The organism is Mycoplana sp. ABR4_002, from assembly GCF_056159645.1.
This window is the reverse complement of sequence record NZ_JBSWVO010000001.1, coordinates 2971245-2997242: the sequence shown is the minus strand read 5'-3', so window position 1 is coordinate 2997242 and position 25998 is coordinate 2971245. Positions and strand designations below refer to the sequence as shown.

Sequence of the window (25998 nt, the reverse complement as noted above, 5' to 3'; positions counted from 1 at the left end):
CGCAGGAGAGATCTGATGCCGGCCAAATCCAAAGCGCAGCAGAAGGCAGCGGGCGCCGCACTGGCTGCCAAGCGCGGTGATATGAAGAAGAGCGATCTGAAGGGCGCCTCCAAGGAAATGGAGAAGTCGATGTCCGAGGACGAACTGGAGGAACTCGCCTCGACCAAGCACAAGGGCAAACCTGACCGCGCCTGATGAACGGCGTTCGAGAACGACAATGAGCAAGGGCAAGAACAGACAGCGGGAACGGGCGGCCGAAAAGGGCGCCATCCTGAAGCAGGTGGGAGCCCTGCCTTACAGGACGGATCCCAAGGGGCGGCTCGAGGTCATGCTGATCACGACCAGGCAGACGCAGCGGTTCACGCTGCCGAAGGGCTGGCCGATGAAGGGCAAGCGCGACTATAAGGCCGCCCGCCTCGAGGCCAGGGAAGAAGCGGGCGTCGACGGCAAGGCCAGCCAGGATGCCATCGGAAGCTATTTCTACTGGAAGCGAACGGACCGTTGCTTCGTCCCGGTTCGCGTCGCGGTGTATCCCCTGAAAGCCAGCGCGACCCTTCAACGATGGAAGGAAAAGTCGCAGCGGCTGCGGAAATGGTTGCGACCCCGGGAGGCCGCGCTTCTCGTCGACGAGCCCGAGCTCGTCACGCTGCTGCGTCAGATCGACCGGGAGAAGGAACTGCTGAGCTGAGATGGCGGACGGCGGAACCTTCGACGGCCGAGGCCTGTCCATGCGGCGAAGCGAGCGGACACACACGCAACCAGGTTCAAGGCGAGCTTTGCAGGCTCAGTCGGAGCCTGTCGCAACAGGCAGAGCGCGCAGCAGGGGCTATCGCAGTGGTCAAAGACGGGGCTGCTGACTGACGGCGCGCCGCGTTCGAAAAGGTCGCCCGGTGTCAGAGGTCGGGACACCGGGCATTCAGGCTGGCTGGCAGGGATTTTGCCGCATGACTAGACAACGTGCCGATGCCGGAGTCAAAGCCCGGCCGACGCTAGTGTGACACATGATCCGATTTCGGGCCGGCCCGGCGTCCGAAGCGCAACATCCGGCTCCCCTGGTGCGAACGGGGAACGGGCAAGCCCGACGAAGCCGAAGCTTCGCCGGGCATCGCGACCGCTACGTGCGAGTGTTCGAAATCGAACACGGCAGCAATCTAATGCATTAGATATTAATGATGTTCTAATGTCCTGTCCGGGCGCAAGAGGCCTGTCGGCCACGCCACCGCCCGCACCGCCATGAGCGGACCGACGCCGCCGGACCGTAGTTGCGTCTGGTCCGGAAACCTGCCCGCTTCTACCCCAGAAGCTCGCAGCCGAAGCGTCTGGCGACTTCGGGCAGGGTGTCGAAGTCCGGCAGGCCAACCCCCTCATCCGGGATGCGCCGCTCACCGGCCGGCGCGCTCGTGGCCCGCACAAAGTTCTCGAAACCTGCGGGGGTAAGCAGAAACATCATCCGCGCCGGGCCCTTGCGAACGGTGTAGCGATGGGCAACGCCCCGCGGTCCGAACAGGACCGTTCCGGGCTTGGCGCCGATGATCGTGCCACCCACTTCGAACTCGATCTCCCCGGCGACGACGATAAACGTTTCGTCCTCGTTGTGGTGGACATGCAGGGGCGTCTCGCCCTCGTTCTCCTGCACGTCAATGAGGCAGAACTGGCCGCCGGTATCGTCCCCGGTGGCCATGATGGTTGCGAGCGAGCCAAGCCACCATCGCGCTTCGCCCTCTTCGACATGCCGTGAAAATGCGCCATGGTCCATCGCTCGCGCCTCCAGGGACCCGATATCGCCGCGCCGGTGCAGGCCGACGCCCGCGCGTTTCCGAGACTATCCGAAAACCCGGACCCAAGCTACAGGCTCCGGTGCGCACGCGCCGCGCCGCGGGGTCATAGCGGCCAGACGAGCAGGATCATCGGCACGCCGACCAGCAGCACCACGATCTCGAGCGGCACGCCGAGCTGCCAGTAGTCGCCGAAACGGAAGCCGCCGGGGCCGAGGATCAGCGTGTTGTTCTGGTGGCCGATCGGGGTCAGGAACGCGCAGGACGCCCCGACCGCCACGGCCATCAGGAAGGGATCGGTGTTGACGCCGAGCTGCGCCGCCGCGCCGAGCGCGATCGGGCACATCACCGCCGCCGTCGCCGCATTGTTCATGAAGTCCGACAGGATCATGGTGACGACGAGGATCAGCACCAGCGCAATGATAGCCGAGCCACCGGCGACGCCGTCGAGCAGCCCCTTGGCGATGACGTCGGCCGCCCCGGTCGAGGCCATGGCGCCGGCTACCGGGATGAGGGCGCCGAGCAAGACGATGACGGACCAGTCGATGGCGTCATAGAGCCGACGCGGAGACACGACGCCAGTTACTGCGAGGGCCACGATGCCGGCCGCGAACGAGATCGCCGCCGGCACCAGCCCGAGCGCTGCGCCGCCGACCGCCGCAACCATGATTGCCGAGGCAAGGATCGCCTTCTTCCGGTCCGGTATCCTCAAAGGCCGCTGCGCCAGCGGCACGCAGCCGAAACGGTTGGCGAAATCGGAAATGGCGTCCGGCGTGCCCTGCATCAGCAGCACGTCGCCCTCCATGATCGGCACCGAGCGCAGGCGCGCGGTTGAGCGGTTGCCCGCGCGCGCGATCGCCAGCAGATTGATGCCGTAGCGGCGGCGCAGGTTGATGTCCGTCGCCGACCGGCCCACCAGTTCGGCCATCGGCCTGACGGCGAGCTCCATCAAGACGACCTCGTCGCTCTGCAGCGCCGCCATCGGGTCGGGATCGCCCTCGGTACGGGCCGCTCGTTCGGCGGGGTCGGCGCCGGTATCCTCCCCTTCGTCCTTCGGCTTGATGTCCTCCACGAGCTTGAGGCGCAGGCTGGAGAGCGCTTCGGCCAGCGCGTCGGGCTCGGCCTCGATGATCAGCACGTCGCCGGCATGCACCTCGCGGAAGGGGTGGGGCGCGGCGATCGGGATGTCATTGCGGATCAGGCCGACGACCTGGGCGTCGGCCTCGTTCAATGCCGCCTCGACCTCCCGCAGCGTCATCCCGGCCGCCTTGGAATCTTCGGGGACCCGGGCCTCGGTCAGATAGGCGCCGGTCTCGAAACCCTTCGTCCCCTTGCGCTCGCGGGTGGGAACCATGCGCCAGCCGATCAGGGCGAGGAAGACGAGGCCGGCGAAGGCCACGGGAACGCCGACCGGCGAGAAGTCGAACATGGAAAAGCTCGTGCCGGACTCGCGGGCGCGGAAACCGGACACGATGAGGTTGGGCGGGGTGCCGATCAAGGTCGTCATGCCGCCGAGGATCGAGCCGAAGGCGAGCGGCATCAGGATCTTGCCCGGCGGGCATTGCAGCCGGTCGGCGACCTGAAGGGCGACCGGAATCAGCAGGGCCAGCGCCCCGACATTGTTCATGAAGCCGGAAAGGACCGCCGCCAGCCCGGTGAGGGCGGCGATGGTCAGCGCCGGGCCCGTGGTCTTCGGCAGAAGGACGCGCGTCAGCCCGTCGACCACGCCGGTCGACTGCAGGGCGCTGCTCAGGACCAGAACGCAGGCGACGGTGATGACGGCGGGGTGGCCGAACCCCGAGAACGCCGTCGCGCTCGACACCAGGCCCGTCGCCACGCAAGCCAGCAGCGCGGCGAGCGCGACGACGTCGTGGCGAAACCGCCCCCACAAAAACAGCCCGACGGTCGCCGCCAGAACGGCAAGAATGGTCATCTGCGCCTGGGTCACCGATTCGTGTCCTCCCCCGCGCCTAGCTGGACAGGCCGGTGGGCCGGCGTCAAGCGCCCGGTCGGGTTTCGGCCCGCCAGGTCATTGCGCCGGCGGCCGGCAGGGCGGGGCGACGTCGCTCCGCGTCGCTGTCGCTGCGCTCAGCGGGCTGCCGAAACCTGCGGCAAGGAGGGCCTCCAGGCCCTTCTGGCGCCCTTCGCGGGCGTACTGGTTGCGGTCCGCGATGTCGTAGGCAACCGATCGCAGTTGCCTTATCTGTTCCGTCGGCACCCCGTGCTGTATCGCCCCGGCAATGACCAGCGCAAGATACCAGTCGTAGGGCCTCAGGCCGGGCGTCGTTCGCTTTCCCATGTAGGTCGCCGCCCCGGCCTGGTTGCCGCTGCCCGTGGGCAGGACCGCGAAGGCGTCGATGCGGCTGTAGCCGCTGCCTTCGGCCGCATCGAGGGCCGGCAGGTCCCGGTCGTCGATCTCGAACAGCACGCCATACCGGTTGACGCCGTCGCGACGGACAAGCGTGGCCTTGCCGGACCGGTCGACGCTCTCCTTCAGGAAGTCCAGTGCGTGATTGGCTGCAAGCGCCGTGCCGACGGGCCGGGCGGACGGGCAGCGCGCCCGCAGCCGTTCCGTCAGCATGTTCGATCCGTAGGCAAAATAGAGAAAGGTCCCCATGGCGCGATCATGCCCGGGCGCGGTGCGGCATGGCAAGTCTTGGCTCAGGCTGCGAAGGCGAGTGCCCTCGAGCTCTACGCGGTCTTCGCCGTCCTTCATCGCGCAATTCGGTCGGGCGGTCGCCAGGGATCACCGCTTCCTTGGCGTGACAGGCGGCCGAATGCGTGCCCGCCCTGGAGCGTAACGACCGAGATCAGGGCCGGAAGATCCGCCCGCGCGCGTTGCGGATGGCTGATGGTGATCAGCCATTCGCGTGCCGTCAAACATCGTCAGCGGACCGCCGAGAACGCCTGCGCCAGTTCGGCAGAGAAACGTTCGGGTTGCTCCCAGGCCGCGAAATGGCCGCCGTGGTCAACGTCGTTCCAATAGAAGCTGCATCAGCACGCCCCAGGCATCGGCAGTGCGCTCCGCGTTACAGCCCGGACCGGTGGGCCGATCGGAAAAGCCGTAGCCGGGAATGCAGGGAATGATGACATGAATGGGCGACGGGGCGGTGGTCGCTTGCGGCCGGTCAGCCCGGGCTTCCGGCAGGGGGCGCCAGGCCGACGGCTGCCTTGCCATGTTTCTGGAGGCGACGAGATGTCGGTCGTCGTGTCGACTTGGTGCCTCCTTCACGACCGCCTAGGGTTGGATCCAGACCTTGGCAGAAGACTCCTGTGTCCGCGTCTGTGTTGAGATTTCTGGCTGCGGGCGGTCGGCCATCGGCTCCTGATCGGTCACCCGATCCAAGCCGAAAAGACCTCCTCAGGGGGCAACCATCGTGGACTGGTCCGACACGGGAAGGCCAGCCTTGTGAAGTGACGCAACGAAGCGCCTTCGGTCGTCGGGCGCAGCATAGCGCACCGCTGTCCATGTCCAGATCCAGGACATAAACGGTTGGGGGTACACCACCAAGACAGGCGTCTACGGGACGGAGTATCTGCAACGGGCCCTCATCACCGCGATTGGGCTCGGCGCCAACCGCCCGCAGGACGCAGTCTATCCGACATCGCTGAAGATGAAGGAGGGGCTGTTCGGGCGTGCCTATGAGGGGTCGAACAAATATGTCCTGACCTTCCCCAAGGGACAGTTGCCGCCGGTGCGGGGCTTCTGGTCGATCACGATGTACAACGATCAGTACTTCTTCGTCGAGAATCCGCTCAACCGCTACTCGATCAGCGCGCGTCAGGACCTGAAGACCAACCCCGACGGTTCGACCGACATATCCAGAACGAGTCTCCGGGGGCCGACAAGGAATCGAACTGGCTGCCGGCGCCGAAGGACAGATTCTTGCTGATGATGCGGCTGTACTGGCCTGACGACAGCCCGCCGTCAATCCTGGACGGATCGTGGGTCATACCCGCCGTTCGAAAGGCCTAGGCGCAGCCTGTTCCCCGCGGGCCATGGCTCGACGCTGTCGCCCACCCGACCCCTAACCGGGATCTGCGCGCGACCGCTTGATTCCAAGCAGCCTCTAACCAACCAGGCGCGTGATCACCCTGCGCGCAACGGAGCCGGCGCTAATCTGTTCTATCGTCGAGCGGAAGCTACCTGAATAGACGTGCCGGACCATGGTGGTGCGCATCTGCTGTGTCTCGTCGAACGCGACAGCGAAATCGGATTCGGAGCGGCGCACGATCGTCCCGCCGAAATCAGCATTGTCGAACTGCACGGAAACGCGCGTTCCGACCGGCTCCCGCACATTGCCCAGAAGGCGCATCCCGCCGACGGAAATGTCCGCGGTCAGGTAGACCTGCTGGATCGCGCCTGCCGAGACGATCACCGTCTCGGCTCCCTGCAGCCGCTCATGCCGGCGCAGTCGCGGCCGCTCGACGCAAACCGCGATCGCCGAGATCAGGATGACCATGTTGTACCAGGACCAGTAGAGCGCCACGACGCTGGAATCCTGCAGCGTCGGCGACATGCCGAAAGAAAGCAGCACGCCGAGAACCGTCAGTCCAAGCAGGAAGCCGAACTGGCCGATCATCTGCCACTGGACAACGGTTCTGCTCCGGTCGCCGCCCTTGGCCGTGACCTTGAATTTCTGTCCCCTGGGTTTGAACAGGCCGATCGCGACAGCCTTCAGGATTTCGCGGGCCGCGAGCAGCTGCGACACGTCCGTCATGATCGGCAGCACACGCTGCCCGGACAGCCACGCCATGACGGCGATCTGCGCCAGGTAGTAGGGGAGGAAGTGGGCGATGCCGTCGGCCGTGTCAACGTTCACGGCGCTAATGCCGAACAGAAGATAGAGGATCGGGACCGCGATGCCGGCGATGCGGAAGAGGTAAGCCATGCTCCAGTAGAGGAGACTTTCCACGAGGCTGACGCGGTCGATGAAGCGAAGCCCGTTCTTGAGCTTGAACGGGCCGTCCGCGCCGCGGATGATCTGGATGAAGCCCAGGCACCAGCGGCTGCGCTGGGTCATGTATTCGTTGAGGCCTTCCGGCGCCAGGCCGAGCGACAGCCGTTCATTGAGGTAGACCGTGGCGAAGCCGTTGCGCTTCAATCGCAGCGTCAGCAGGTAGTCTTCCGTCACGGACTCGGTCGGAAAGCCGCCGCTGCGCAGCAGCGCTTCCATGCGGATCACCGACGAGGTGCCGCAGCAGAATGCGGTACCCCAGGCATCCTTTGCCGGCATCAGCACATCAAAGAAATAACGCTGTTCGTCCGGCCAGGCATCCGACGCCTGAAGGTTGGCCTGGATGGGATCGGGATTGATGAAATGCTGCGGCGTCTGGACGATCCCGACGTTGTCTTCCTTGAACAGCGTCAGAGCGCGCGACAGGAAAACGGGAATCGGCACGAAATCGGCGTCGAGCACCGAAATGAAATCCGGCGGCGACGGCAATGCGGCGACATGGCGCAGCGCATGGTTTATGTTGCCGGCCTTGGCATGCTTGTTGTCCGGCCGCGCCAGGTAGTTGACGCCAAGCTCCCCGGCGAGCTCGGCCAGCCATTGGCGCCGGCCGTCATCGAGGACCCAGACGCGGTAGTTGGCATAGGTCATCGCCGTCGCGCCCAAGATCGTCCGTTCGAGGATTTCACGCTCCTCGTTGTAGGTACAGATAAAGACGTCGACGAGGGGCGGGGCCGGAAGGCTCGCCAACCAGTCAGCGTTGCGCTCAACCTCACCGGAGCGGTCGCTGGTGCGCGTGAGCGTGACGTAGGAGATCACCGACCCCGTCACCGCACCGAGCTCGATCAGGAAGAACAGCCACCCTGCCGCCCAATCGACCGGATCGCTGATCGGCGGGATGGTGACGGTGACACGCCAGTACAAGTAATTGACGGTCAGCATCAGCACCAGCACGATCGGCAGCACGCGAACTCTGCTGCTGCGGTCGATCCATGGCAGCACCGCCAGCAGCAGGCCGGCGATCAACAGGCCGGGGATCGATCCCTCGATCAGGACGGACAGGGTCGGGTTCATGGCCGGCCCCATCAGGAGTCGGCTTTACCGAACACGACGCGGCCGGTCCTGCCGACCGGGCACGTGCCATTCCCGCCAAGATTGTCGACCGCTACGGTGGCGCGATACGATTCCTTGGTCAGCGCCGACGGCATGATGGCGAAGTTTGAGCCCGCCGCGGCGATGCCGCTCAGCTGCACGACACGCCCGGCAAAGGCTGGCCCGCCTTCGTGGAAGTTGAAAGATGCCGGCATGCCGAGGGAAAGCGTGTTGTAGACGGATTCGCTCACCGCGGCCGTCACCATCAGTTTCGAACAGTCGAGTACGCTGACCAAAGGTTGGCCAGCGACGACCTGCTCGCCGGGAGACGTCAGGATTTCCCAGATCTGCCCACCTGCGGGCGCGGCAATGGTGGCCCGGCTTGCCAGGTCAAAGCGGGCCTGCTCTGCCTGCAGTTCCGACGTCAGCCGACCTACGCGGGCTTCGAGTTTGCCCTTTTCGCTCTCGAGCAAGGCGAAGCTCTCGTCGATCCAGTCCAGCCGCTGCATCGATTGCGGCACATCATCATAGCCGTCACCGAAAAAGCGCCCTGCCTCCAGAGCCTCCGCCTCGACCGCGAGCGCGGCCCTGCGCGCCCTGGCTTGGTCGAGCGAAGCGCGGGCAACGGCGAGATCACGCTCTGCGGTCTGTCGTGTCGTCTGCGCACTGAACCCGGTGGTCGCAAGCGTGGACTGCCGGGCGACTTCCGCCTCAGCCCGGTCCATCACCGCCTGGGCGGATGTGATCTGGGCATCTGCCACCACAAGATCGGCACCGACCCGGCGGACCCTGTCTGCCCGATAGTCCTCGACACGGGCGGCGATCGCGGCACGCAGGGTCGTCAGGCGCTCAATGCGGGCGATCACCGCGACCAGGTCCTCATCCGCGGACCGCAAGTTCTCCTTCACGCGCTCGATCCCTGCATGGTCGGCGCGCGCGTTCTGCACTGTCATGAGGACATTGCCTGACACGACGGCCGAGCCGACGCGCAGCGGGTCAGCCGCCTCCGACACCACGCCGCCGACAGGCGCGCGCAAGGTGACGACCTGTGCATTGACCACAGCCTCGACGCTCGATACCTGAAATAGACGCTGTAGGGGCATCCACCCGACCGAAACCAGAATGACCAGGCCGGCCACAGACTTCAGGATCCGCGAATGCGTCGGTGACAGCGGCCGGGTCGTGCGCGCCGGTTTGTCGACCGTTGTCTCAGCCTCTGCCGGGTGAGTGAACTGCCTGGCCAGCAGGCCCTGCAGCGCGGAGGCGTCCTGCCGCGGCGCCTCTGCGGCCGGTGTCAAGCCATCAGTGTGGACCGGCTGCGAGACGCACTGTGCTTCGCCAGTCGCGCTATCGGCGGTTTGGTCCTGTTTGGGCTGGATTTCCAGAGTCGATTTCATCTGCCGCTCCACCGAGGTGGGTCCCCGTTTAGTGTCCATCATGGACGTTTCTTTTGCCGGCACGCGTTTCGATGGGACCCATCTTCGGGTGGAGACGTTTCGAGAAACTAAATTTTGAATCAATCCTTAGGCGATGACTAACACTCTATGAATGTCGCTCGCTCAGCAGGCTGTTGCGCTCGGATTGGAAGCAAGTCCGCACTTACGCGGTGAGGCAGAAGAGAGGAAATTCGCGCGCCCGACATGCGTATCGGTGAACCATTGCCTTCCAGCGTTGTCTTATATAATCTAGCGTTTTCAACGACCTAGAAGCAAGCTATAGTTGGTCGACTTGTAGTCTGTGTACCCTTGGGGGTCAATGCTGTGTGCCCGCTGCTCTCAAGGAAGAAGCCCCAGTGGTGGGCCATTAGGAGGGCCGCAAGTCGATTGCGCTCAAGAACTACTCGGGGGGCATCGGAAACCCAGAAGCGTAGGTGCGTGGAGGCCGTAAAGCTGCCATCGCAGGCTTCCGAGTACGATGGCGTTGCTGGCAGGTGAGTAACACGATCGATTGTCTGCCTTGACCGCTAAGGGCCCCAAAGCGGCCATTGACCGAAATGTCAGTAACAGCCCTGTGGTGAAAACCTCGCAATGTGTTGCTGATCCCTACAAGAAGGATGCAACTACGGCGACACCGGCGATGACAACCGCAGCTTTTGTTGCAGCGTCGCGTGAACTCCACCACTGTAAAAACCACCCTGGCGCTGGCGTCTCGTTGGCGGCGTTGTAGTGTCTCAGGCAGAACTTCCAGACAGCAAGCGCAAACATTGCGCCTGCTCCGGCGCAACCGCCGACCATGATCCAGTCGCCTGCCTGTTCGAGCATACGACCTAGCGCAACCGGCGTACCTATGAGCGCGCCTAAGACAGTTCCGGCAAAGAGCGTACCGGTTCTGCCAGCGCGCAGGGCCAAGGCTGTGATCGCCGCAACCGGGAGCGTCGTGAGTACAGGCAAAGCGGCAAGGAATAGGCCAAACAGAAACGACCAAATGACCAGATGAGGGAGAGTAAGGAGAAATCCGGCGATACCCCAGAAGGTGCCTTCGGGTGGGTAGCGCATCATCGTCGAGACAGTTCCCAACAACGAGAACGTCACGGAAAACCCGAAGACGGCATAGACGTACCCAACAGCAGACGCGACCGCGAAGCGCTTCCAGAAGAGGACATCTCCCGCCCTTTCTCCCATCTTCAAAAGGCTGATCATGGTAATCCCATTGGCAAGCGTCTTAGTGGCCAACTAAGCTTTGGAATATTTGTTAAGCTTTCTTGAACGTTGGGCACCTTCAATGATTTTTTCTGAAGCTGACTTTTTTCCAAGGCTTCCCGATTGTCCCGTTGCGACATGTCAACATTCCCCGAAGGCCGAATACCGCAAGCCGGGGGCTCTGTCAGTTGGTTGACGAAGAACTCGCGGACAGGGATTCGATGTGCACCGCGTCCAGCGACACAAGTGCGAATGACTCTTGGCGAAGAGCATGTTGGGAGCAAGTCGCCAGGCGGGTCGGCTGACACAGTTGATGCCCGCAGATGCGCGGGGCAATGGGCCGATGGAAATCACCGCTAGATTGATTTCATTAGGGAATTCTGATTTCGAGTCCGCCCTTGTGCTGTCACGCATCCGAAGATAACGTAACCAAACCGGCCTTATGTGTCGCTCTAAAAGAAATGGCGCACCCGACAGGATTCGAACCTGTGACCTTTGGAATCGGAATCCAACACTCTATCCAGCTGAGCTACGGGTGCCTGCCGCAGGGGCGATGACTCGCCCCGTCCGATGCACGGTTCTTAACCCAGGATCGGGCGGGCTTCAATCGGCAAAATGCGGAAATCCATCGCCATTCGCTCGATCCTCGGCGGACGGCGCGGTCGCGGGCGCGAAAAGGCCCGCCGGGCTGTGGCCGGCGGGCCTGTCGTGGCGGTGGTGACGGAGGCGACCGAGGCGTCTCAGGCCATCTGCATCGCGCCGGGACCGGGCACCGCCTTGGGCGGGCACTTGCCGAGGATGATCATGCCGAGCACCTCGTCCTTGGTGACGTCCTCGGTGCGGGCGTGGCCGACGACCTGGCCGTTCTTCATCACCGAGACGCGGTCGGCGAGGTCGAACACGTCGTGGATGTCATGGCTGATCAGGAAGATGCCGATGCCTTCCCGCTTCAGTTGCTTGATCAGTTCGCCGACCTGCGCCGTCTCCTGCGGCCCGAGGGCGGCGGTCGGCTCGTCCATGATCAGGATGCGGGCGTCGAACAGGATCGCGCGCGCGATCGCGACCGACTGGCGCTGGCCGCCGGACAGCGCCTTGACCGGCTCCTTGAAGCGCTGGAAGTTGGGATTCAGGCGTCCCATCACCTCGCGGGCCTTGGCCTCCATCGCCACGTCGTCGAGCGTGCCCCACGGCGTGCGCAGCTCGCGGCCGAGATAGAGGTTGGCGGCGGCGTCGACATTGTCGGCGACGGCGAGCGTCTGGTAGATCGTCTCGATCCCGTACTTCTTGGCGTCGCGCGGGTTGTTGATCTCGGCCGGCGCGCCGTTGATCAGGATCTCGCCGGCGTCGCGGCGGTAGGCGCCCGACAGGATCTTGATCAGCGTCGACTTGCCGGCGCCGTTGTGGCCGAGCAGGGCGACGACCTCGCCCGGATAGAGATCGACCGAGGCGTTGTCGACGGCATGGATGCCACCGAAGGAGATGGAGATGTTCTTCATCTCGACCAGCGGCGTGCGTTGTTCTGACATGGTCGAACTCCTTCTTACTTGGCGCGGGCGCGGTAGATCGTGTCGAGCCAGACGGCGACGACGAGGACCACACCGACGACGATGCGCTGGAACGGCGAGTCGATGCCGAGCAGCACCATGCCCGACTGCAGCGACTGCATGACGAGGGCACCGATCATGGCGCCGGCGATCGTGCCGACGCCGCCGGCAAGCGAGGTGCCGCCGATGACCGCGGCGGCGATCGTGTAGAGTTCGTCGAGTTCGCCCTGGGCATTGGTGGCGGCGTTCAGGCGGGCGGTCGAGATCGCGGCGGCGACGGCGCAGAGCGCGCCCATCAGCATGAAGATCTTGACGGTGACCCAGCGCGTCTTGATGCCGGCCAGTTCCGCGGCCTCCGGGTTGCCGCCGATGGCAAAGACGTAGCGGCCGAAGCGCAGGCGCGTGGCGACGAAGGTGACGACGATGCCGACCGCGATCGCCATCAGCACCGGGATGGCGATGCCGTGCGAGATCTGCAGGCCGCCCTCCGGCCAGGCGATGGCGTTGGCCTCGGCATAGCGGCGGGCGATGTTGGTCGGCCAGTAGTAGGCGTTGGCGACGGCGACGGCGCCGAGCACGAGCACGCAGCCGAGGACCGACAGGAAGTACTCGGCCCAGACCGGGCGCAAGGGGAAGCCGAAGCGCTTGCGCTGCTTGCGCGAGTTCAGGATCGCGCCGACGATGGCGAGGCAGGCGAGGACGCCGACGATCCAGCTGGCGGCGGCGCCGATCGAGCCCTCCGTGCCGCCGCCCATCAGGCGGAAGGTAGAGTCCATCGGCGCGACCGTCTGGCCGCTGGTGACGAACCAGGTGGCGCCGCGCCAGACCAGCAGCCCGCCGAGCGTGACGATGAAGGCCGGTACGTTGAGAAAGGCGACGATCGAGCCCTGCAGCGCTCCGATCACGGCGCCGACGACGATGCCGCTGGCCAGCGTGATGATCCAGATCGCCGGGTGCTCGAGGCCGAGGTACTGCGGCAGGATCTTGGCCTGCATGACACCCATGATCATGCCGCAGAAGCCGAGCACCGAGCCGACCGAGAGGTCGATGTTGCGGGTAACGATGATCAGCACCATGCCCGCCGCCATGACGGCGATCGATGAGGTCTGGACGGTCAGGTTCCAGAGATTGCGCGGCGTCAGGAACAGGCCGTCGGTCAAGAGATGAAAGCCGATCCAGATGATGACGAGCGCGCCCACCATGCCGAGCAGCCGGGTGTCGATCTCGGTGGCGCGGATGAAACGCCTGACCGGATGCTCCGCGGCGGTCCGGGCGCGGTTGGCCTGGGTCGTGTGTGTGATGTCGGCCATGGATGTGCCTTCCCCCACTGATTGGTTGGTATCGTCGCGCCGGCCGGCACGGCAGCCGGGTGCAACGACAAGTCTGATGGTGGCGAGCGTCGACGGGTTCCGGCAGCGCCGGCATTGTCCGCCCCGGGCCAACCTTGCGCAAGCGCCGCAACGGGGTGCCGCTGCGGCGCTTGGAGGCTCGGGATACCCGTCGGGGTCGTTTACTTGCAGGCGGAGACGTCGCCCTTCACGCCCTGGCAAGCCTCTTCCTTGGAGATCCAGCCGGCGTCGATGACGACGTTCAGGTTGTCCTTGGTGATCGGCAGCGGGGCGAGGAAGACCGACTGCATCGCCACGCCCTTCGGTCCGCCTTCGAAGGTGGTGACGCCTGCAACCTCTTCCATCTTCTTGCCGCCGGCGAGTTCGGCGGCGATCTCGGCGGCGCGCTTGCCGAGTTCACGCGAGTCCTTCCAGACCGAGACCGTCTGGGTGCCGAGGGCAACGCGATTCAGCGCCGCCTTGTCGGCATCCTGGCCGGAAACCGGAACCGAGCCGGCCAGCCCCTGCGCGTCGAGGGCGGCGACGGCGCCGCCGGCGGTGCCGTCGTTGGAGGCGACGACCGCATCGACCTTGTTGTCGTTGGCGGTCAGGAACTGCTCCATGTTCTTCTGCGCTATCTCGGGCTTCCAGCCGTCGGTGTAGGCCTCGCCGACGTTCTTGATCTTGCCGGCGTCGATCGCTTCCTGCAGCACTTCCATCTGGCCGGAGAACAGGAAGTCTGCGTTCGGGTCGGCGGAGTTGCCCTTGATGAAGACGTAGTTGCCTTCCGGCTTCACCTTTAACACCTCGCGCGCCTGCATGCGGCCGACTTCCTTGTTATCGAAGGTGATGTAGAAGGCGGCCGGGTTCTCGATCAGGCGGTCATAGCCGACAACCGGGATGCCCTCGGCGGCGGCCTTCTCGATCGCCGGGCCGATCGCGTCGGAATCCTGTGCCAGAACGATCAGGGCGTTTGCACCCTGGGCGATCAGCGACTCGATGTCGGTCAATTGCTTGGCGGCGGACGACTGGGCATCTGCGGAAATGTACTTGTCGCCCGAGGCTTCGAGCGCGGCCTTGATGGCAGCCTCGTCGGTCTTCCAGCGTTCTTCCTGGAAATTCGACCAGGACACGCCGACGACCAGGTCCTGCGCCTGGGCAACCGAGTGCAGTGACACGATGACGGCAACACCTGCCATCAACTTCAGAACGGACTTCATTTTAACCCTCCCAAGTGGATGCCGGCCGTCCGGACGAACCCTCCCGTCCAATCAACGACCGACCACAAACGCTGCCGGAAATCCTCATCCCTGGCTTCCGGGAATTTTTCTCGACAGTCGAGAAAATAAATGTCAGAACTTCACAGGGCTGTCAACAAGGGCTGTGGAGGGCTTGTCGGGAGCCGCGACAGATGCTTTGGGAGGAGCATTCGTTGACGTCGCCATTCGAGAACGGAGTTCGTTGATGCTGACGCGATCGAGCACCGAGCAGGTGCGTCAGCACAACAGCGCAGTGGTGCTTTCCGCCCTGCGGCTCCGGGGCGCGCTTTCCCATACGGAGCTCTCGGCGCAGACCGGCCTGGCCTCGGCGACGGTTTCGGCGATCACCGCCGAGTTGGAGAAGGCCCGGATCATCGAGAAGCGCGAGCAACAGAGCGCCGGTGGACGCGGCCGGCCACGGGTGCTGTTCAGTCAGCGGCGTGACTGCGGCTATGTCATCGCCGTGCGGATCTCCTCCGATGCCGTGCAGTACTCGCTTGCCGACTACGGGGGCACGCTGATCGACCGGTTCGATGAACCGCGCCAGCACGCCGATCCGTCTACGGCGCGCTTCGTCGAGGGCTTGCGTGCGGCGCTGGACAAGGTGGTGCAGCGGTCCGGCCTCACGCGTTCGAAGGTGCTGGCCATTTCCATCTCCAGCAAGGGCATTGTCGATCCGCAGGGCGCGCGATTGATCTGGTCCCCCGTCTTCGGCGATGCCGTGATCGACTTTGCCGAGGCGCTGGCGGCGGAGTGGAGGGCGAACGTCACCCTCAGCAACCAGTCGCTGCTGGTGGCCCATGCGCTCGGCCGGCGGATGGACGAGGCCGCGGAACCGGGGCGACCGATCGCGGCGCTGTCGCTGGGGCACAGCGTCGGACTCGGCATCGCACGGCGGAGCGAGGCCGGGGAACTGCAGGTCTCGGCCCCGAATTTCGGCCACATGCTGCATGCCGACGACGGCAAGCTCTGCCGCTGCGGTTCGCAGGGCTGTATCGAGGCCTCGGCCGGCTTCTACGGTATCCTGCGCACCGCCTTCGAGGTGCCGCCGGACACGATCCCCGCGAAATTCGTGCCGATCGCGGAGATGGACAAGATTGCCGTCCAGGCGCGCCAGGGCCACCGCATGTCGGAGTATGCCTTTCGCCAGGCCGGACTCGCGCTCGGCCAGGGATTGTCGCGGGTCTACAGCCTGCATGAGAGCATGCCGATCATCATCACCGGTCCCGGCACGCGCTTCATGGACCTGCTGTCGCGCGGCCTTGAGGAGGGATTGCGGCAATCGCAACAGGTTCGCCTGCAGGGTATGCCGCCGATCACGGTTGCGACGGAGGAGGCGGTGCTGGTGTTCGAGGGGCATCTCGACAGGGCGCTGACGCGGATCGATCGGATGCTGGCGGGTGATCGACCAGGGGGCGCGGAAGTATAGATCCGGATCTTCTTCGGGAAGTTTCGTAATTGCGTGCTTGAGCAGTGAAAAATACGCGGAGGTTACGAAATATTAGCGAGTTTCCTTGCAGCCTCGACTGATCCAAGGGGGCACGCATGAATTCTGTTCTTGCATCTGTCGGCTCGGACCACGGTTGGCACCTGGTTCTGGTGGCCGCCCTCGCGTCCGTCGCCGGAGCCGTCGCGACGCTGACGATGCTGGGGTTTGTGCGCATGCGCCGGCGGGCGCAGTCCGGACGCGAATGCGCGAACCACGCCGATCTCGACGTCCTGACGGCCCTGCCGAACCGGCTCTACTTCGAAAAGCGGATTGCCGAGGTCACGGCCCTGGCGGAAGCGCGCGGCGAGGCGGCGGCGCTCCTCTATGTCGACCTCGACCGCCTCAAGGCCATCAACGACCTGTTCGGCCACGCCGAGGGCGACCGCGTGCTGCGCAGGGTTGCCGAACTCCTCTGTGCGGTCGCGACCGCGGAAACGGTGGTGACGCGGCTTGGCGCCGACGAGTTCGCGCTCATCCAGCACGGTGTCGCCCAGCCGGAGGGGGCACGGGACCTGGCGGAACGCATCCTGGCATATGTGGCCCAGGAAATGGATATGGCGCGCGATCCGACCGCTGTCGGGCTCAGCATCGGCGTGGCGCTGTTTCCGACGGACGGACGAACGGCGGACCGTCTGTGTGCCAATGCCGACATCGCGCTGCGCCGCGCCAAGCAAAGCGGCAAGGGGACGGTCCGCTTCTTTGACCGCGAGGTCGACCAGGGTGTCCGCGCCAGACGCCGCATCGAAGGCGACCTGCGCCAGGCGGTGCTCGGCCAGCAACTCTTCCTCGAGTACCAGCCGCTGTTCGACGCCAACTGCAACCGCGTCGTCGGCTACGAGGCGCTGGTGCGCTGGCGGCACCCGGTCCACGGCGCGATCTCGCCGGGCGTGTTCATTCCGATCGCCGAGGAAAGCGGGTCGATCGGCCAGATCGGCGAGTGGGCGCTGGCCCAGGCCTGCGCGGAAGCGGCCAACTGGGATCCGTCGGTCTATGTGGCCGTCAACGTCTCGCCGGTGCAGTTCCTGCGGCCAAATCTGGTGGAGCGCATCATGACCACGCTGGCGCGCACGGGGCTTGATCCGCGACGGCTGGAGATCGAGATCACCGAAGCGGCGCTGATCCACAACGGCCCGGAAGTATTCGCCGCCTTGACGCGGCTGCGCAACCTCGGCATCCGCGTCGTCATGGACGACTTCGGCACCGGGCATTCCTCGCTCAGCAATCTGCGGCTGTTCCCGTTCGACAAGATCAAGCTCGATGCCAGCTTCACCGCTGCGCTCGAAAGCGATCCGGCCTCGCACTCGATCGTCCGCGCCGTGATGGCGTTGGGCCGCAGCCTGAACCTGCCGGTCGTCATCGAGGGGGTCGAGACGGAGCGGCAGAAGCAGATCGTGCTGGAGGAAGGGGGCGCGCTGATCCAGGGCTTCCTGTTCGGCCGGCCGGGCGCGGCCCCGACGAGCGCGGCCGCGCCGGAGCTGACGCTGCCGATCTCGGCCTGATCCCGCCAAAAAAAAGCCGGGCGCAAGGCCCGGCCAGTTGCTGGGAGGGACGGCGTCGCTCAGCCGATGGCGACTTCGCGCTTCTCCTGGACCGACCTGAGTGCGGCGTCGGCGAGCACCAGCGCGGCAAGGCCGTCGGCGCCGGAGGGCGACAAGGTCGAGCCCTTTTCGATCGAGGCGATGAAGCCGGCAATCTCGTTGGCATAGGCTTCTGTGTAGCGCGTCATGAAAAAGTCGTGCAGGGGCGGGCGGGTGTAGCCTTCGCCGCTGGCGACCTCGATCGACACCGGTCGCTGGTTTTCCGCCGAGACCATGCCCTTCGAGCCGTGCACCTCGATGCGCTGGTCGTAGCCGTAGGTCGCGCGACGGGAATTGGAAATGACCGCCTGCCTGCCCGACGCCGTCCGCAGGATCACCGAGGCGCTGTCGTAGTCGCCGGCGTCGCCGATGGCCTTGTCGACCAGAACCGCCGCGGTGGCCAGCACGGCAACCGGCTCCTCGCCCAACAGGAAGCGGGCCATGTCGAAGTCATGGATCGTCATGTCGCGGAAGATGCCGCCGGAGCGCTTGATGTAGTCGACCGGCGGAGCGCCGGGGTCCCGGGAGGTGATCGTCACCATCTCGACATCGCCGATCCGGCCGTCGTCGATCGCCTGGCGCACGGCCATGAAATGCGGGTCGAAGCGGCGGTTGAAGCCGACCATCAGCTTGCCCTTCGTTTCGTCGACGACCTTGAGACAGGCGCGCACGCGATCGGCGTCGAGGTCGACCGGCTTTTCGCAGAAGATCGCCTTGCCGGCCCGAGAAAAGCGTTCGATCAGGTCGGCATGGGTGTCGGTCGGGGTGCAGATGACGACGGCGTCGATATCGGTTGCGGCCTCGATCGCCTCGATCGAGCGGACCTCGCAGCCGTACTGCGCGGCGATCGCTTCGGCGGCCGCGGGGAAGGCGTCGGCGACCGCGACGAGCACGGCATCGCGATTGCCGGTGACTGCCTTGGCGTGAACCTTGCCGATGCGGCCTGCGCCGAGAACACCAAATCTGACGGTCATTTTCCTAACTCTCATGGGGCCGGGCCGGTCGGCCGGGCGAGGGGGCGGGGCGATGCGCTTCCCCGGATCGCGCCCGCATCATTGCGGGTCGGGAGCCCGGCAGGACAGGCGTCCAATCCGATTCGGAATGTTTGAGTTAAAAATGTCCTCCGGTGGAATTTTTATTCCACGGGTTGCCGCGGTCGTCAAGCGCTTTTCGTTTTCCGCCATCGCCTGTTGGCGTAACCTCGATTTCTTGGCAGAAGGAGGCGGTGGTGGCGACGCTCGGGCGATTTGCAGGATGCGCGCCGCCTTACACACTGCCGGCTGGGAGGCGCGCCATGAAATTCATCGACCCCGATCATCCCTTCTACCGCCCGCTCTGGGTGCGGTTGCTGCTCGTCGGGCTTTGCGCCGCCTGGACTGCAGTCGAATACTATAACGGTCAGCAGGGCTGGGGCCTGATCTTTCTGATCGTCACGGCCTACGCATTCGCACAGCTTCTGCTGTTCTACAGGCCCAAGGACCCGTGAAACCGGCACCAGATGACAGCCCCGCCGACCAGTAGCGCCTACGGCTTCGCTCCGAGCGCGTCCTTTACCTTCATGCGCCGGAGCGTCTCGTCGATCAGCATGTTGGCGATCATCATCCTCCGGTCGGCGTTGCTCCTGAGTTCGGGCGGCGCGCCGTCGGGGTGGTTGAGGCGGGCAAAGGCGCGGCGGATGTCGCCAAGTTCAGCCTTCGTTTCCGTTCCCGTCAGACCGAGATCGGCCGCCACCTCTTCCGGTGCCGTGCGCAGGTAATGCGGCGGCGGCGCGGTCGGCGCGGTCTCGGCCCGGTCCCCGGCATCGTCCTCGAGCACGGCTCGATAGGCGTTGGCTGCGCCAGCCGTGGAGGCCGCGGGACCGGTGGCGCCCAGCACCGCAAAGGCCGGCTGGGGCTTGAAATACGGCCCGGGTGCGGTGTCGGGGGCCGGCCCGGGCTCCTCGGCCTCCATCCGCAGCCGTTCCAGCACGCTTTCGAAAACACTTCGGCCGAGCACGTTCTTCCCTCAGGTTTCGGCGCGATCCGGCAGCATCGTCCGGGCGCGCTGGAGAATCAGATCATAGAACAGCTTCGCGCTCGGCGGCAGCGCCCGACCCTGCACGGTGATCAGGCTGTAGGGCTTGATGTCGATGTCGAAGTCGGTCTGCAGGATGCGTACCTCGCTCGGCCCGCCGCCAATCGCCGTGACGAATTCGGCCATGTCGCGGGCGATCGGCGCGATCGCGTTCGAGGAGCAGACCAGGGCCACGGTCAGGAGCAGCGAAGCGGTGTTGACCACCGTCGCGGGGAGCGGCACGCCGCCGGCGATGAAGATTTCCTCGACCCTGCGCCGCAAGAGCGTGCCCGGCGGCTGGAACACCCAGTCGTAGGCTGGCAGGTCCGCGAGCGATGCGACCGGCCTTTCCATCAGCGGATGTCCGCTGCGGGCGATCAGGCAGGCCTTCTCGATGCCGATCTCATGCACGTTGAAGAGCCGCGGATCGAGGTCGTCGGGCACGCGGGCGATGATGAAGTCGTGCTTGGCCGCCAGCAACTCGCGGGCCAGAACGTTGCTCGTCTCGATGCGGACATTGACCTCGATGCCCGGATAGGCGGCGCTGACCTGCTGGATGGCCGGCACCGCGAGACTGATCGCCGGTGCGGTCACGGTTCCGAGATAGACGGTGCCACCGGCGCCGGACTTCAGCGCGGCGATCTCGCGGTCGACCTCGTGCAGTTCGTGCAGGATGGTGCGGGCGCGGCGCGCGAAGGCCCGGCCGAACTGCGTCAATTCCACCCCGCGCGAGGCACGTTCGCACAGTTGCGCCTTGAGTATGACCTCCATTTCGGTCAGCATCCGCGAGGCGGCCGGCTGGGAGATGTGGAGCGCGGCCGCCGCGGCGCTGATCTGCTTGTGACGGTCGAGGGCAACGATCAGGCGCAGGTGGTTGAGCTTGAGGCCGGAGCGGAGCAGGCCGATCCCGAGTTGCTCCTCGTTCACTGTCCCTGGAAGCGGTGTCTCGGGGGCGTCGACGTCGCGCATGCACGCAATCCTACTAAAAATCATATCATTTGGTTTGTTTATACCAATTTTGGTATGTTAATAGAAGCTTATTGTATTTGACAGTTATGGTCATTCGGTGGAATTTGCCCGACAGGTGCGCTCGTACCCAGGGAGTGTGAGGCCGGGAGGGGTTTTCCTTTTCCACCATTGGAGACCGTCGTCTGCGACAGCGGGCTACGAAGCACTGAACACGGTCTGTCGGGCCGGACAATAATTGGGAGAGACCTGATAATGAAATTGATCACCTCGCTTCTCGCCGCTGCTGCCATCAGCGTGGCGTCGTTCGCCGTGCCTGCCGTCGCGCAGGACAAGGGCACCGTCGGCATCTCGATGCCGACCAAGACCTCGACCCGCTGGATCTCCGACGGCGAGACCATGGAAAAGCTGTTCCAGGATGCTGGCTACACGCCGGACCTGCAGTTCGCTGACGACGACATTCCGAACCAGCTCGCACAGATCGAGAACATGGTCACCAAGGGCGCCAAGGTTCTCGTCATCGGCGCCATCGACGGAACCACCCTGTCGGACATCCTCGCCCGTGCCCATGAGGCCGGCGTCAAGGTCATCGCCTACGACCGCCTGATCCGCGATTCCGGCAATGTCGACTACTACTCCACCTTCGACAACTTCCAGGTCGGCGTGCTGCAGGCCACCAGCCTCGTCGACGGCCTCAAGGCGAAATTCCCGGATGCCAAGCCGTGGAACGTCGAGCTGTTCGGTGGTTCGCCGGACGACAACAACGCCTTCTTCTTCTACGACGGCGCCATGTCCGTGCTCCAGCCGCTGATCGACAGCGGCGACATCGTCGTCAAGTCGGGCCAGGAGGGCATGGAACAGGTCGGCACGCTGCGCTGGGACGGTGCGGTCGCCCAGGCACGCATGGAAAACCTGCTGTCCTCGACTTACACCGATGCCCAGGTACACGGCGTCCTGTCGCCCTATGACGGCCTGTCGATCGGCATCCTTTCCGCCCTCAAGGGCGTCGGCTACGGTTCCGGCGACCTGAAGATGGCGGTGGTCACCGGCCAGGATGCGGAATTGCCGTCGGTCAAGTCGATTCTCGCCGACGAACAGTACTCCACCGTGTTCAAGGACACCCGCGAACTCGCCAAGGTCACCGTCGGCATGGTCGATGCCATCATGGGAGGCAACGAACCGGAAGTGAACGACACCAAGACCTATGACAACGGTGTCAAGGTCGTTCCCTCCTACCTGCTGAAGCCGGTTGCCGCCGACAAGTCCAACGTCAAGGACATCCTGGTCGGCTCGGGCTACTACACCGAAGATCAGATCAACAACTGATCCTGCCGTTCAATCGGGGTCCGCGATCCGTCGCGGGCCCCTGTCTTCTGCACGAGGAAGCCTGTAGGTTGGCCTGATCGCCGCTTGCCCTCGTCGACTGCCGCTGGAATGCCTGACTATGGACAACATCATCCTTGAAATGCGGAGCATCACCAAGACGTTCCCGGGCGTACGGGCCCTGGACAACGTCAGCTTCAAGGTCCGGGAGGGCGAAATTCACGCGCTCGTCGGGGAAAACGGGGCCGGAAAGTCGACCCTGATGAAGGTGCTGAGCGGCGTCTATCCGGCCGGCACCTACGACGGCGAGATCCACTACGACGGAAAGCTGCGCAAGTTCGGCACGATTTCCGACAGCGAGGAACTCGGCATCATCATCATCCACCAGGAACTGGCGCTCGTGCCGCTCCTGTCGATCGCCGAGAACATCTTCCTCGGCAATGAGATCGCCGACAAGGGTGTGATCCACTGGCCGCAGACCTTCGCCCGCACCAAGGAACTCTTGCGGAAGGTCGGTCTCAGCGAATCCCCGTCGACCCTGATCACCGACATCGGCGTCGGCAAACAGCAGTTGGTCGAGATCGCAAAGGCGCTGTCGAAAAAGGTGCGGCTGCTGATCCTCGACGAGCCGACCGCCTCGCTCAACGAAACGGACTCCGACGCGCTTCTGAAGCTGCTCATGGAGTTCCGTACCCAAGGCATGACCTCGATCATCATCTCGCACAAGCTGAACGAGATCAAAAAGGTCGCCGACAAGATCACCATCCTGCGCGATGGCGGCACGGTCGAGACGCTTGACTGTCACAAGGAGGACATCAGCGAGGACCGGATCATCAAGGGCATGGTCGGTCGCGACCTGGAAGACCGCTACCCGCCGCGCGAGGCGACGATCGGCGAGACCTTGCTGGAGGTGAAGAACTGGAACGTCTTCCACCAGCACCACCGCGACCGCCAGTTCCTGCATGACGTCAACTTCAACGTGCGCGCCGGAGAGGTCGTCGGCATCGCCGGACTGATGGGCGCCGGGCGCACCGAAACCGCCATGAGCGTGTTCGGCAAGTCCTGGGGCCACAAGATCACCGGCGCGGTCACCATGCGCGGCAAGCCGGTCGACGTCAGCACGATCCCGAAGGCGATCGACGCCGGCCTTGCCTACGTCACCGAAGACCGCAAGCATCTCGGCCTCGTGCTGATCAACAACATCAAGCAGAACACGACGCTGTCGAACCTGTCCGCCGTCTCGAGCAACGGCGTGATCGACGATCACAAGGAAACGAAGGTCGCTTCCGACTATCGTACCAAGCTGCGCATTCGCTCCCATTCGATCTACCAGGAAACCGTCAACCTGTCGGGCGGCAACCAGCAGAAGGTCGTGCTGTCGAAATGGCTGTTCACCAATCCGGACGTGTTGATCCTCGATGAGCCGACGCGCGGCATCGACGTCGGCGCCAAGTTCGAGATCTATACCATCATCAACCAGCTTGCAGCCGAGGGCAAAGGCATCCTGATGATCTCTTCGGAGATGCCGGAGCTGCTTGGAACCTGCGATCGCATCTATGTCATGAACGAAGGACGTATCGTCGCGGAGCTCTCCAAGGAGGAGGCAAGCCAGGAATCCATCATGCGCGCCATCATGCGCTCCGGGGAGAAACACTAATGGTCGCCGATACCAGCGCTCATACCACCAAACCGTCCATCGGGGACTATCTGAGGAACAACATCCGCGAATACGGCCTTCTGGTCGCGCTCGTCGTCATCATGCTGTTCTTCCAGTTCGTGACCGACGGCGTTCTGTTCCGCCCGGTCAACATCACCAACCTGGTGCTGCAGAACTCGTTCATCGTCATCATGGCGCTGGGCATGCTGCTGATCATCGTCGCCGGCCACATCGACCTGTCGGTCGGCTCGATCGTCGCCTTTATCGGGGCGATATCGGCGATCATGCTGGTCAAGTGGGGGTTGCCCGCCTTCGTCGTTATTCCCGCCTGCCTGCTCGTCGGCGGCATCATGGGGGCGGCCCAGGGCTATTGGGTGGCCTACCAGAAGATTCCGGCCTTCATCGTGACGCTGGCCGGCATGCTCGTCTTCCGCGGGCTGACCTACGTCGTGCTCGGCGGTCGCCCGATCGGCCCGTTCCCGAAGGAGTTCCAGCTGCTCTCCACCGGGTTCGTGCCTGACTTCCTCTACGTCCTCAATCCGGCGCCGGAGACGATCAAGAACATGGTGGCGCTCGTCGCGGTGCTGGCGATCGTCGCCTATGCCATCCATGCCGGCCTTCGCAACCGCCGCATCAACGAGGAGCATGGCACGGAGAATGAGCCGTTCGTGTTCTTCGCCATCCAGATGGCGATCATCAGCATCGTGGCGCTGTTCCTCGGTTACCAGCTGTCGACCTATCGCGGCCTGCCGAACGTGCTGGTCGTCATGGGCGTTTTGATCGCGCTCTACTCCTTCATCACTTCGCGCACGACGGTCGGCCGCCGCATCTACGCGATGGGCGGGAACGAGAAGGCGGCGAAGCTTTCGGGCATCAACACCGAAAGGCTGACCTTCTATACGTTCGCCAACATGGGCGTGCTGGCGGCCCTGGCCGGCATGATCATCACCGCGCGCCTCAACTCGGCGACGCCGAAGGCGGGCGTCGGCTTCGAACTGGACGTGATCGCGGCCTGCTTCATCGGCGGCGCCTCGGCCTCCGGCGGCGTCGGCAAGATCACCGGCGCGGTGATCGGCGCGTTTATCATGGGCGTCATGAACAACGGCATGTCGATCATGGGCATCGGCATTGACTATCAGCAGCTGATCAAGGGCCTGGTGCTGCTCGCTGCGGTGTTCTTCGACGTCTACAACAAGAACAAGGGCTGATCCGGCCACGGGCCGGCGCGACCTGGAGACGTCTTCAACCGACAGGCCGCGTTGCGGTCGGGCGGCGCGGCTTGAACCGCGCCCCGACGGCGACGGCTGGCGTCAGGAAACGGTGTATTGCAAGGAATTGGGACCATGCTGCTATCACAGGTAAGGAATGCCGACGGCGCGATCACCGTGGTCGTGCGCGAGGACGGCCAGCGCGGCCGTGAGGTCAACGGCGCCACCAGCCTCCATGCGCTGGCGATGGAGGCCGCCGACGGCGGCAAGAGCCTGAAGGACGTGATTGCCGCACACGGGCTCGGCGCCGAGGTCGACCTCGAAACGGCCTATGCGGAGGGGCGGCTGCTGCCGCCGATCACGCACCCCGATCCGGCGCACCTGCATATGACCGGCACCGGGCTGACCCATCTCGGCTCGGCCGCGACGCGCGACGCCATGCACAAGAAGACGAGCGAAGCGGCGGAAGAAACGCTGACCGACTCGATGAAGATGTTCAGGATGGGCCTGGAGGGCGGCAAGCCGCAAACCGGTGAGACGGGCGTGCAGCCGGAGTGGTTCTACAAGGGCAACGGCACCCAGACCGTGGCGCCCGGCGCCGCCCTGACTTCGCCTGCCTTCGCCGAGGACGGTGGCGAGGAGCCGGAAATGGCCGGCATCTACGTGATCTCCTCGAAGGGCATTCCGTTTCGAGTCGGCTTTGCCGTGGCCAACGAGTTCTCCGATCACGTCACCGAGCGGGTGAACTATCTCTGGCTCGCCCATTCGAAGCTGCGGCAGGCGAGTTTCGGCCCCGAAATCCGCGTCGGCACGGCGCCGGACGACATCCGCGGCTTCTCACGCATCCTGCGTGACGGACAGGTTCTTTGGGAAAAGCCGTTCCTCTCGGGTGAGGCGAACATGTCGCACAGCTTCGCCAACCTCGAGCACCATCATTTCAAGTACGGCCTGTTCCGCCAGCCGGGCGAGGTGCACGTGCACATGTTCGGGACGGCAACGCTCTCGTTCGGCGACGGCATCCGTACCCGCGAAGGTGACGTGTTCGAGATCGGCGCGGACGGGTTCGGACTGCCGCTGCGCAATCCGCTGGCTGTCGCCCCCGACGAAACGATCGAGATCCGCCAGTTGTAATGA

20 protein-coding genes, 1 tRNA gene and 2 pseudogenes are annotated in these 25998 nt (G+C 64.6%); 10 read left to right on the top strand and 13 right to left on the bottom strand.

Annotated features, from left to right (window positions below):
- The first annotated feature begins 15 nt into the window (after positions 1-15).
- Positions 16-195: a DUF3008 family protein gene (locus ACXAGF_RS14320; protein WP_475018067.1), complete on the top strand. Its 180-nt coding sequence runs from the start codon at positions 16-18 to the stop codon at positions 193-195.
- Positions 196-217: 22 nt separating this feature from the next.
- Positions 218-688: an NUDIX hydrolase gene (locus ACXAGF_RS14315; protein ID WP_475018066.1), complete on the top strand. Its 471-nt coding sequence runs from the start codon at positions 218-220 to the stop codon at positions 686-688.
- A gap of 603 nt (positions 689-1291) precedes the next feature.
- On the opposite strand, the gene ACXAGF_RS14310 is transcribed toward ACXAGF_RS14315, so the two are convergent.
- From ACXAGF_RS14310 to ACXAGF_RS14300, 3 genes are all read right to left on the bottom strand, one after another.
- A complete protein-coding gene (locus ACXAGF_RS14310; protein ID WP_475018065.1) occupies positions 1292-1756 on the bottom strand; it encodes a cupin domain-containing protein in 465 nt (154 codons plus the stop codon).
- Positions 1757-1881: 125 nt separating this feature from the next.
- The gene (locus ACXAGF_RS14305) at positions 1882-3723 is read right to left on the bottom strand and encodes an SLC13 family permease (RefSeq protein WP_475018064.1); all 1842 of its coding nucleotides are present in this window, start codon (positions 3721-3723) and stop codon (positions 1882-1884) included.
- Positions 3724-3804: 81 nt separating this feature from the next.
- On the bottom strand, positions 3805-4392 hold the full coding sequence (locus tag ACXAGF_RS14300) for a gamma-glutamylcyclotransferase family protein (RefSeq protein ID WP_475018063.1): 588 nt from the start codon (positions 4390-4392) through the stop codon (positions 3805-3807).
- 859 nt (positions 4393-5251) lie between these two features.
- Here ACXAGF_RS14300 and ACXAGF_RS14295 point away from each other — a divergent pair.
- Positions 5252-5751: pseudogene (locus tag ACXAGF_RS14295) on the top strand (DUF1214 domain-containing protein); the annotation flags it as partial.
- Positions 5752-5845: 94 nt separating this feature from the next.
- On the opposite strand, the gene ACXAGF_RS14290 reads toward ACXAGF_RS14295, so the two are convergent.
- From ACXAGF_RS14290 to xylF, 7 genes are all read right to left on the bottom strand, one after another.
- Positions 5846-7804, bottom strand: coding sequence for a glycosyltransferase (locus tag ACXAGF_RS14290; protein ID WP_475018062.1), 1959 nt, complete (start codon positions 7802-7804; stop codon positions 5846-5848).
- A gap of 11 nt (positions 7805-7815) precedes the next feature.
- Complete coding sequence (locus ACXAGF_RS14285; RefSeq protein ID WP_475018061.1) at positions 7816-9219, bottom strand: HlyD family secretion protein; 1404 nt, start codon at positions 9217-9219, stop codon at positions 7816-7818.
- A gap of 645 nt (positions 9220-9864) precedes the next feature.
- A complete protein-coding gene (locus ACXAGF_RS14280) occupies positions 9865-10461 on the bottom strand; it encodes a hypothetical protein (protein WP_475018060.1) in 597 nt (198 codons plus the stop codon).
- 462 nt (positions 10462-10923) lie between these two features.
- Positions 10924-11000, bottom strand: a tRNA-Arg gene (locus tag ACXAGF_RS14275).
- A 201-nt stretch (positions 11001-11201) separates the two neighbouring features.
- Complete coding sequence (locus ACXAGF_RS14270; RefSeq protein ID WP_475018059.1) at positions 11202-11987, bottom strand: ATP-binding cassette domain-containing protein; 786 nt, start codon at positions 11985-11987, stop codon at positions 11202-11204.
- Between the two features lie 14 nt (positions 11988-12001).
- Positions 12002-13315: a sugar ABC transporter permease gene (locus ACXAGF_RS14265; protein ID WP_475018058.1), complete on the bottom strand. Its 1314-nt coding sequence runs from the start codon at positions 13313-13315 to the stop codon at positions 12002-12004.
- Between the two features lie 200 nt (positions 13316-13515).
- Positions 13516-14553, bottom strand: a complete 1038-nt coding sequence (xylF, locus tag ACXAGF_RS14260; protein ID WP_475018057.1) for a D-xylose ABC transporter substrate-binding protein — start codon at positions 14551-14553, stop codon at positions 13516-13518.
- Positions 14554-14797: 244 nt separating this feature from the next.
- Here xylF and ACXAGF_RS14255 point away from each other — a divergent pair, with 244 nt between their 5' ends.
- Together ACXAGF_RS14255 and ACXAGF_RS14250 are read left to right on the top strand one after the other, a co-directional pair.
- On the top strand, positions 14798-16021 hold the full coding sequence (locus tag ACXAGF_RS14255) for an ROK family transcriptional regulator (RefSeq protein WP_475018056.1): 1224 nt from the start codon (positions 14798-14800) through the stop codon (positions 16019-16021).
- A 224-nt stretch (positions 16022-16245) separates the two neighbouring features.
- A pseudogene (locus ACXAGF_RS14250) lies at positions 16246-17580 on the top strand (putative bifunctional diguanylate cyclase/phosphodiesterase); the annotation flags it as partial.
- A gap of 59 nt (positions 17581-17639) precedes the next feature.
- Here ACXAGF_RS14250 and iolG read toward each other — a convergent pair.
- Positions 17640-18632: an inositol 2-dehydrogenase gene (iolG, locus tag ACXAGF_RS14245; RefSeq protein WP_475018055.1), complete on the bottom strand. Its 993-nt coding sequence runs from the start codon at positions 18630-18632 to the stop codon at positions 17640-17642.
- Between the two features lie 320 nt (positions 18633-18952).
- Between iolG and ACXAGF_RS14240 the strand changes: the two genes are divergently transcribed.
- A complete protein-coding gene (locus ACXAGF_RS14240) occupies positions 18953-19144 on the top strand; it encodes a hypothetical protein (RefSeq protein WP_475018054.1) in 192 nt (63 codons plus the stop codon).
- A gap of 38 nt (positions 19145-19182) precedes the next feature.
- Here ACXAGF_RS14240 and ACXAGF_RS14235 read toward each other — a convergent pair whose 3' ends face one another.
- Positions 19183-19653: a hypothetical protein gene (locus ACXAGF_RS14235; protein ID WP_475018053.1), complete on the bottom strand. Its 471-nt coding sequence runs from the start codon at positions 19651-19653 to the stop codon at positions 19183-19185.
- 9 nt (positions 19654-19662) lie between these two features.
- Positions 19663-20679 (bottom strand): LysR family transcriptional regulator, encoded by a 1017-nt coding sequence (locus tag ACXAGF_RS14230; RefSeq protein ID WP_475018052.1) that lies wholly within the window; start codon positions 20677-20679, stop codon positions 19663-19665.
- A 252-nt stretch (positions 20680-20931) separates the two neighbouring features.
- On the opposite strand from ACXAGF_RS14230, the gene chvE reads away from it, so the two are divergent.
- From chvE to araD1, 4 genes are all read left to right on the top strand, one after another.
- Entirely contained in the window at positions 20932-22002 is a 1071-nt protein-coding gene (gene chvE, locus ACXAGF_RS14225; RefSeq protein ID WP_475018051.1) for a multiple monosaccharide ABC transporter substrate-binding protein, read from the top strand.
- Between the two features lie 118 nt (positions 22003-22120).
- Positions 22121-23656 (top strand): multiple monosaccharide ABC transporter ATP-binding protein, encoded by a 1536-nt coding sequence (gene mmsA / locus ACXAGF_RS14220; RefSeq protein WP_475018050.1) that lies wholly within the window; start codon positions 22121-22123, stop codon positions 23654-23656.
- On the top strand, positions 23656-24864 hold the full coding sequence (gene mmsB / locus ACXAGF_RS14215) for a multiple monosaccharide ABC transporter permease (protein ID WP_475018049.1): 1209 nt from the start codon (positions 23656-23658) through the stop codon (positions 24862-24864). Before mmsA ends, mmsB begins: the two co-directional genes overlap by 1 nt.
- A gap of 135 nt (positions 24865-24999) precedes the next feature.
- A complete protein-coding gene (gene araD1, locus ACXAGF_RS14210) occupies positions 25000-25995 on the top strand; it encodes an AraD1 family protein (RefSeq protein ID WP_475018048.1) in 996 nt (331 codons plus the stop codon).
- Positions 25996-25998: the final 3 nt, after the last annotated feature.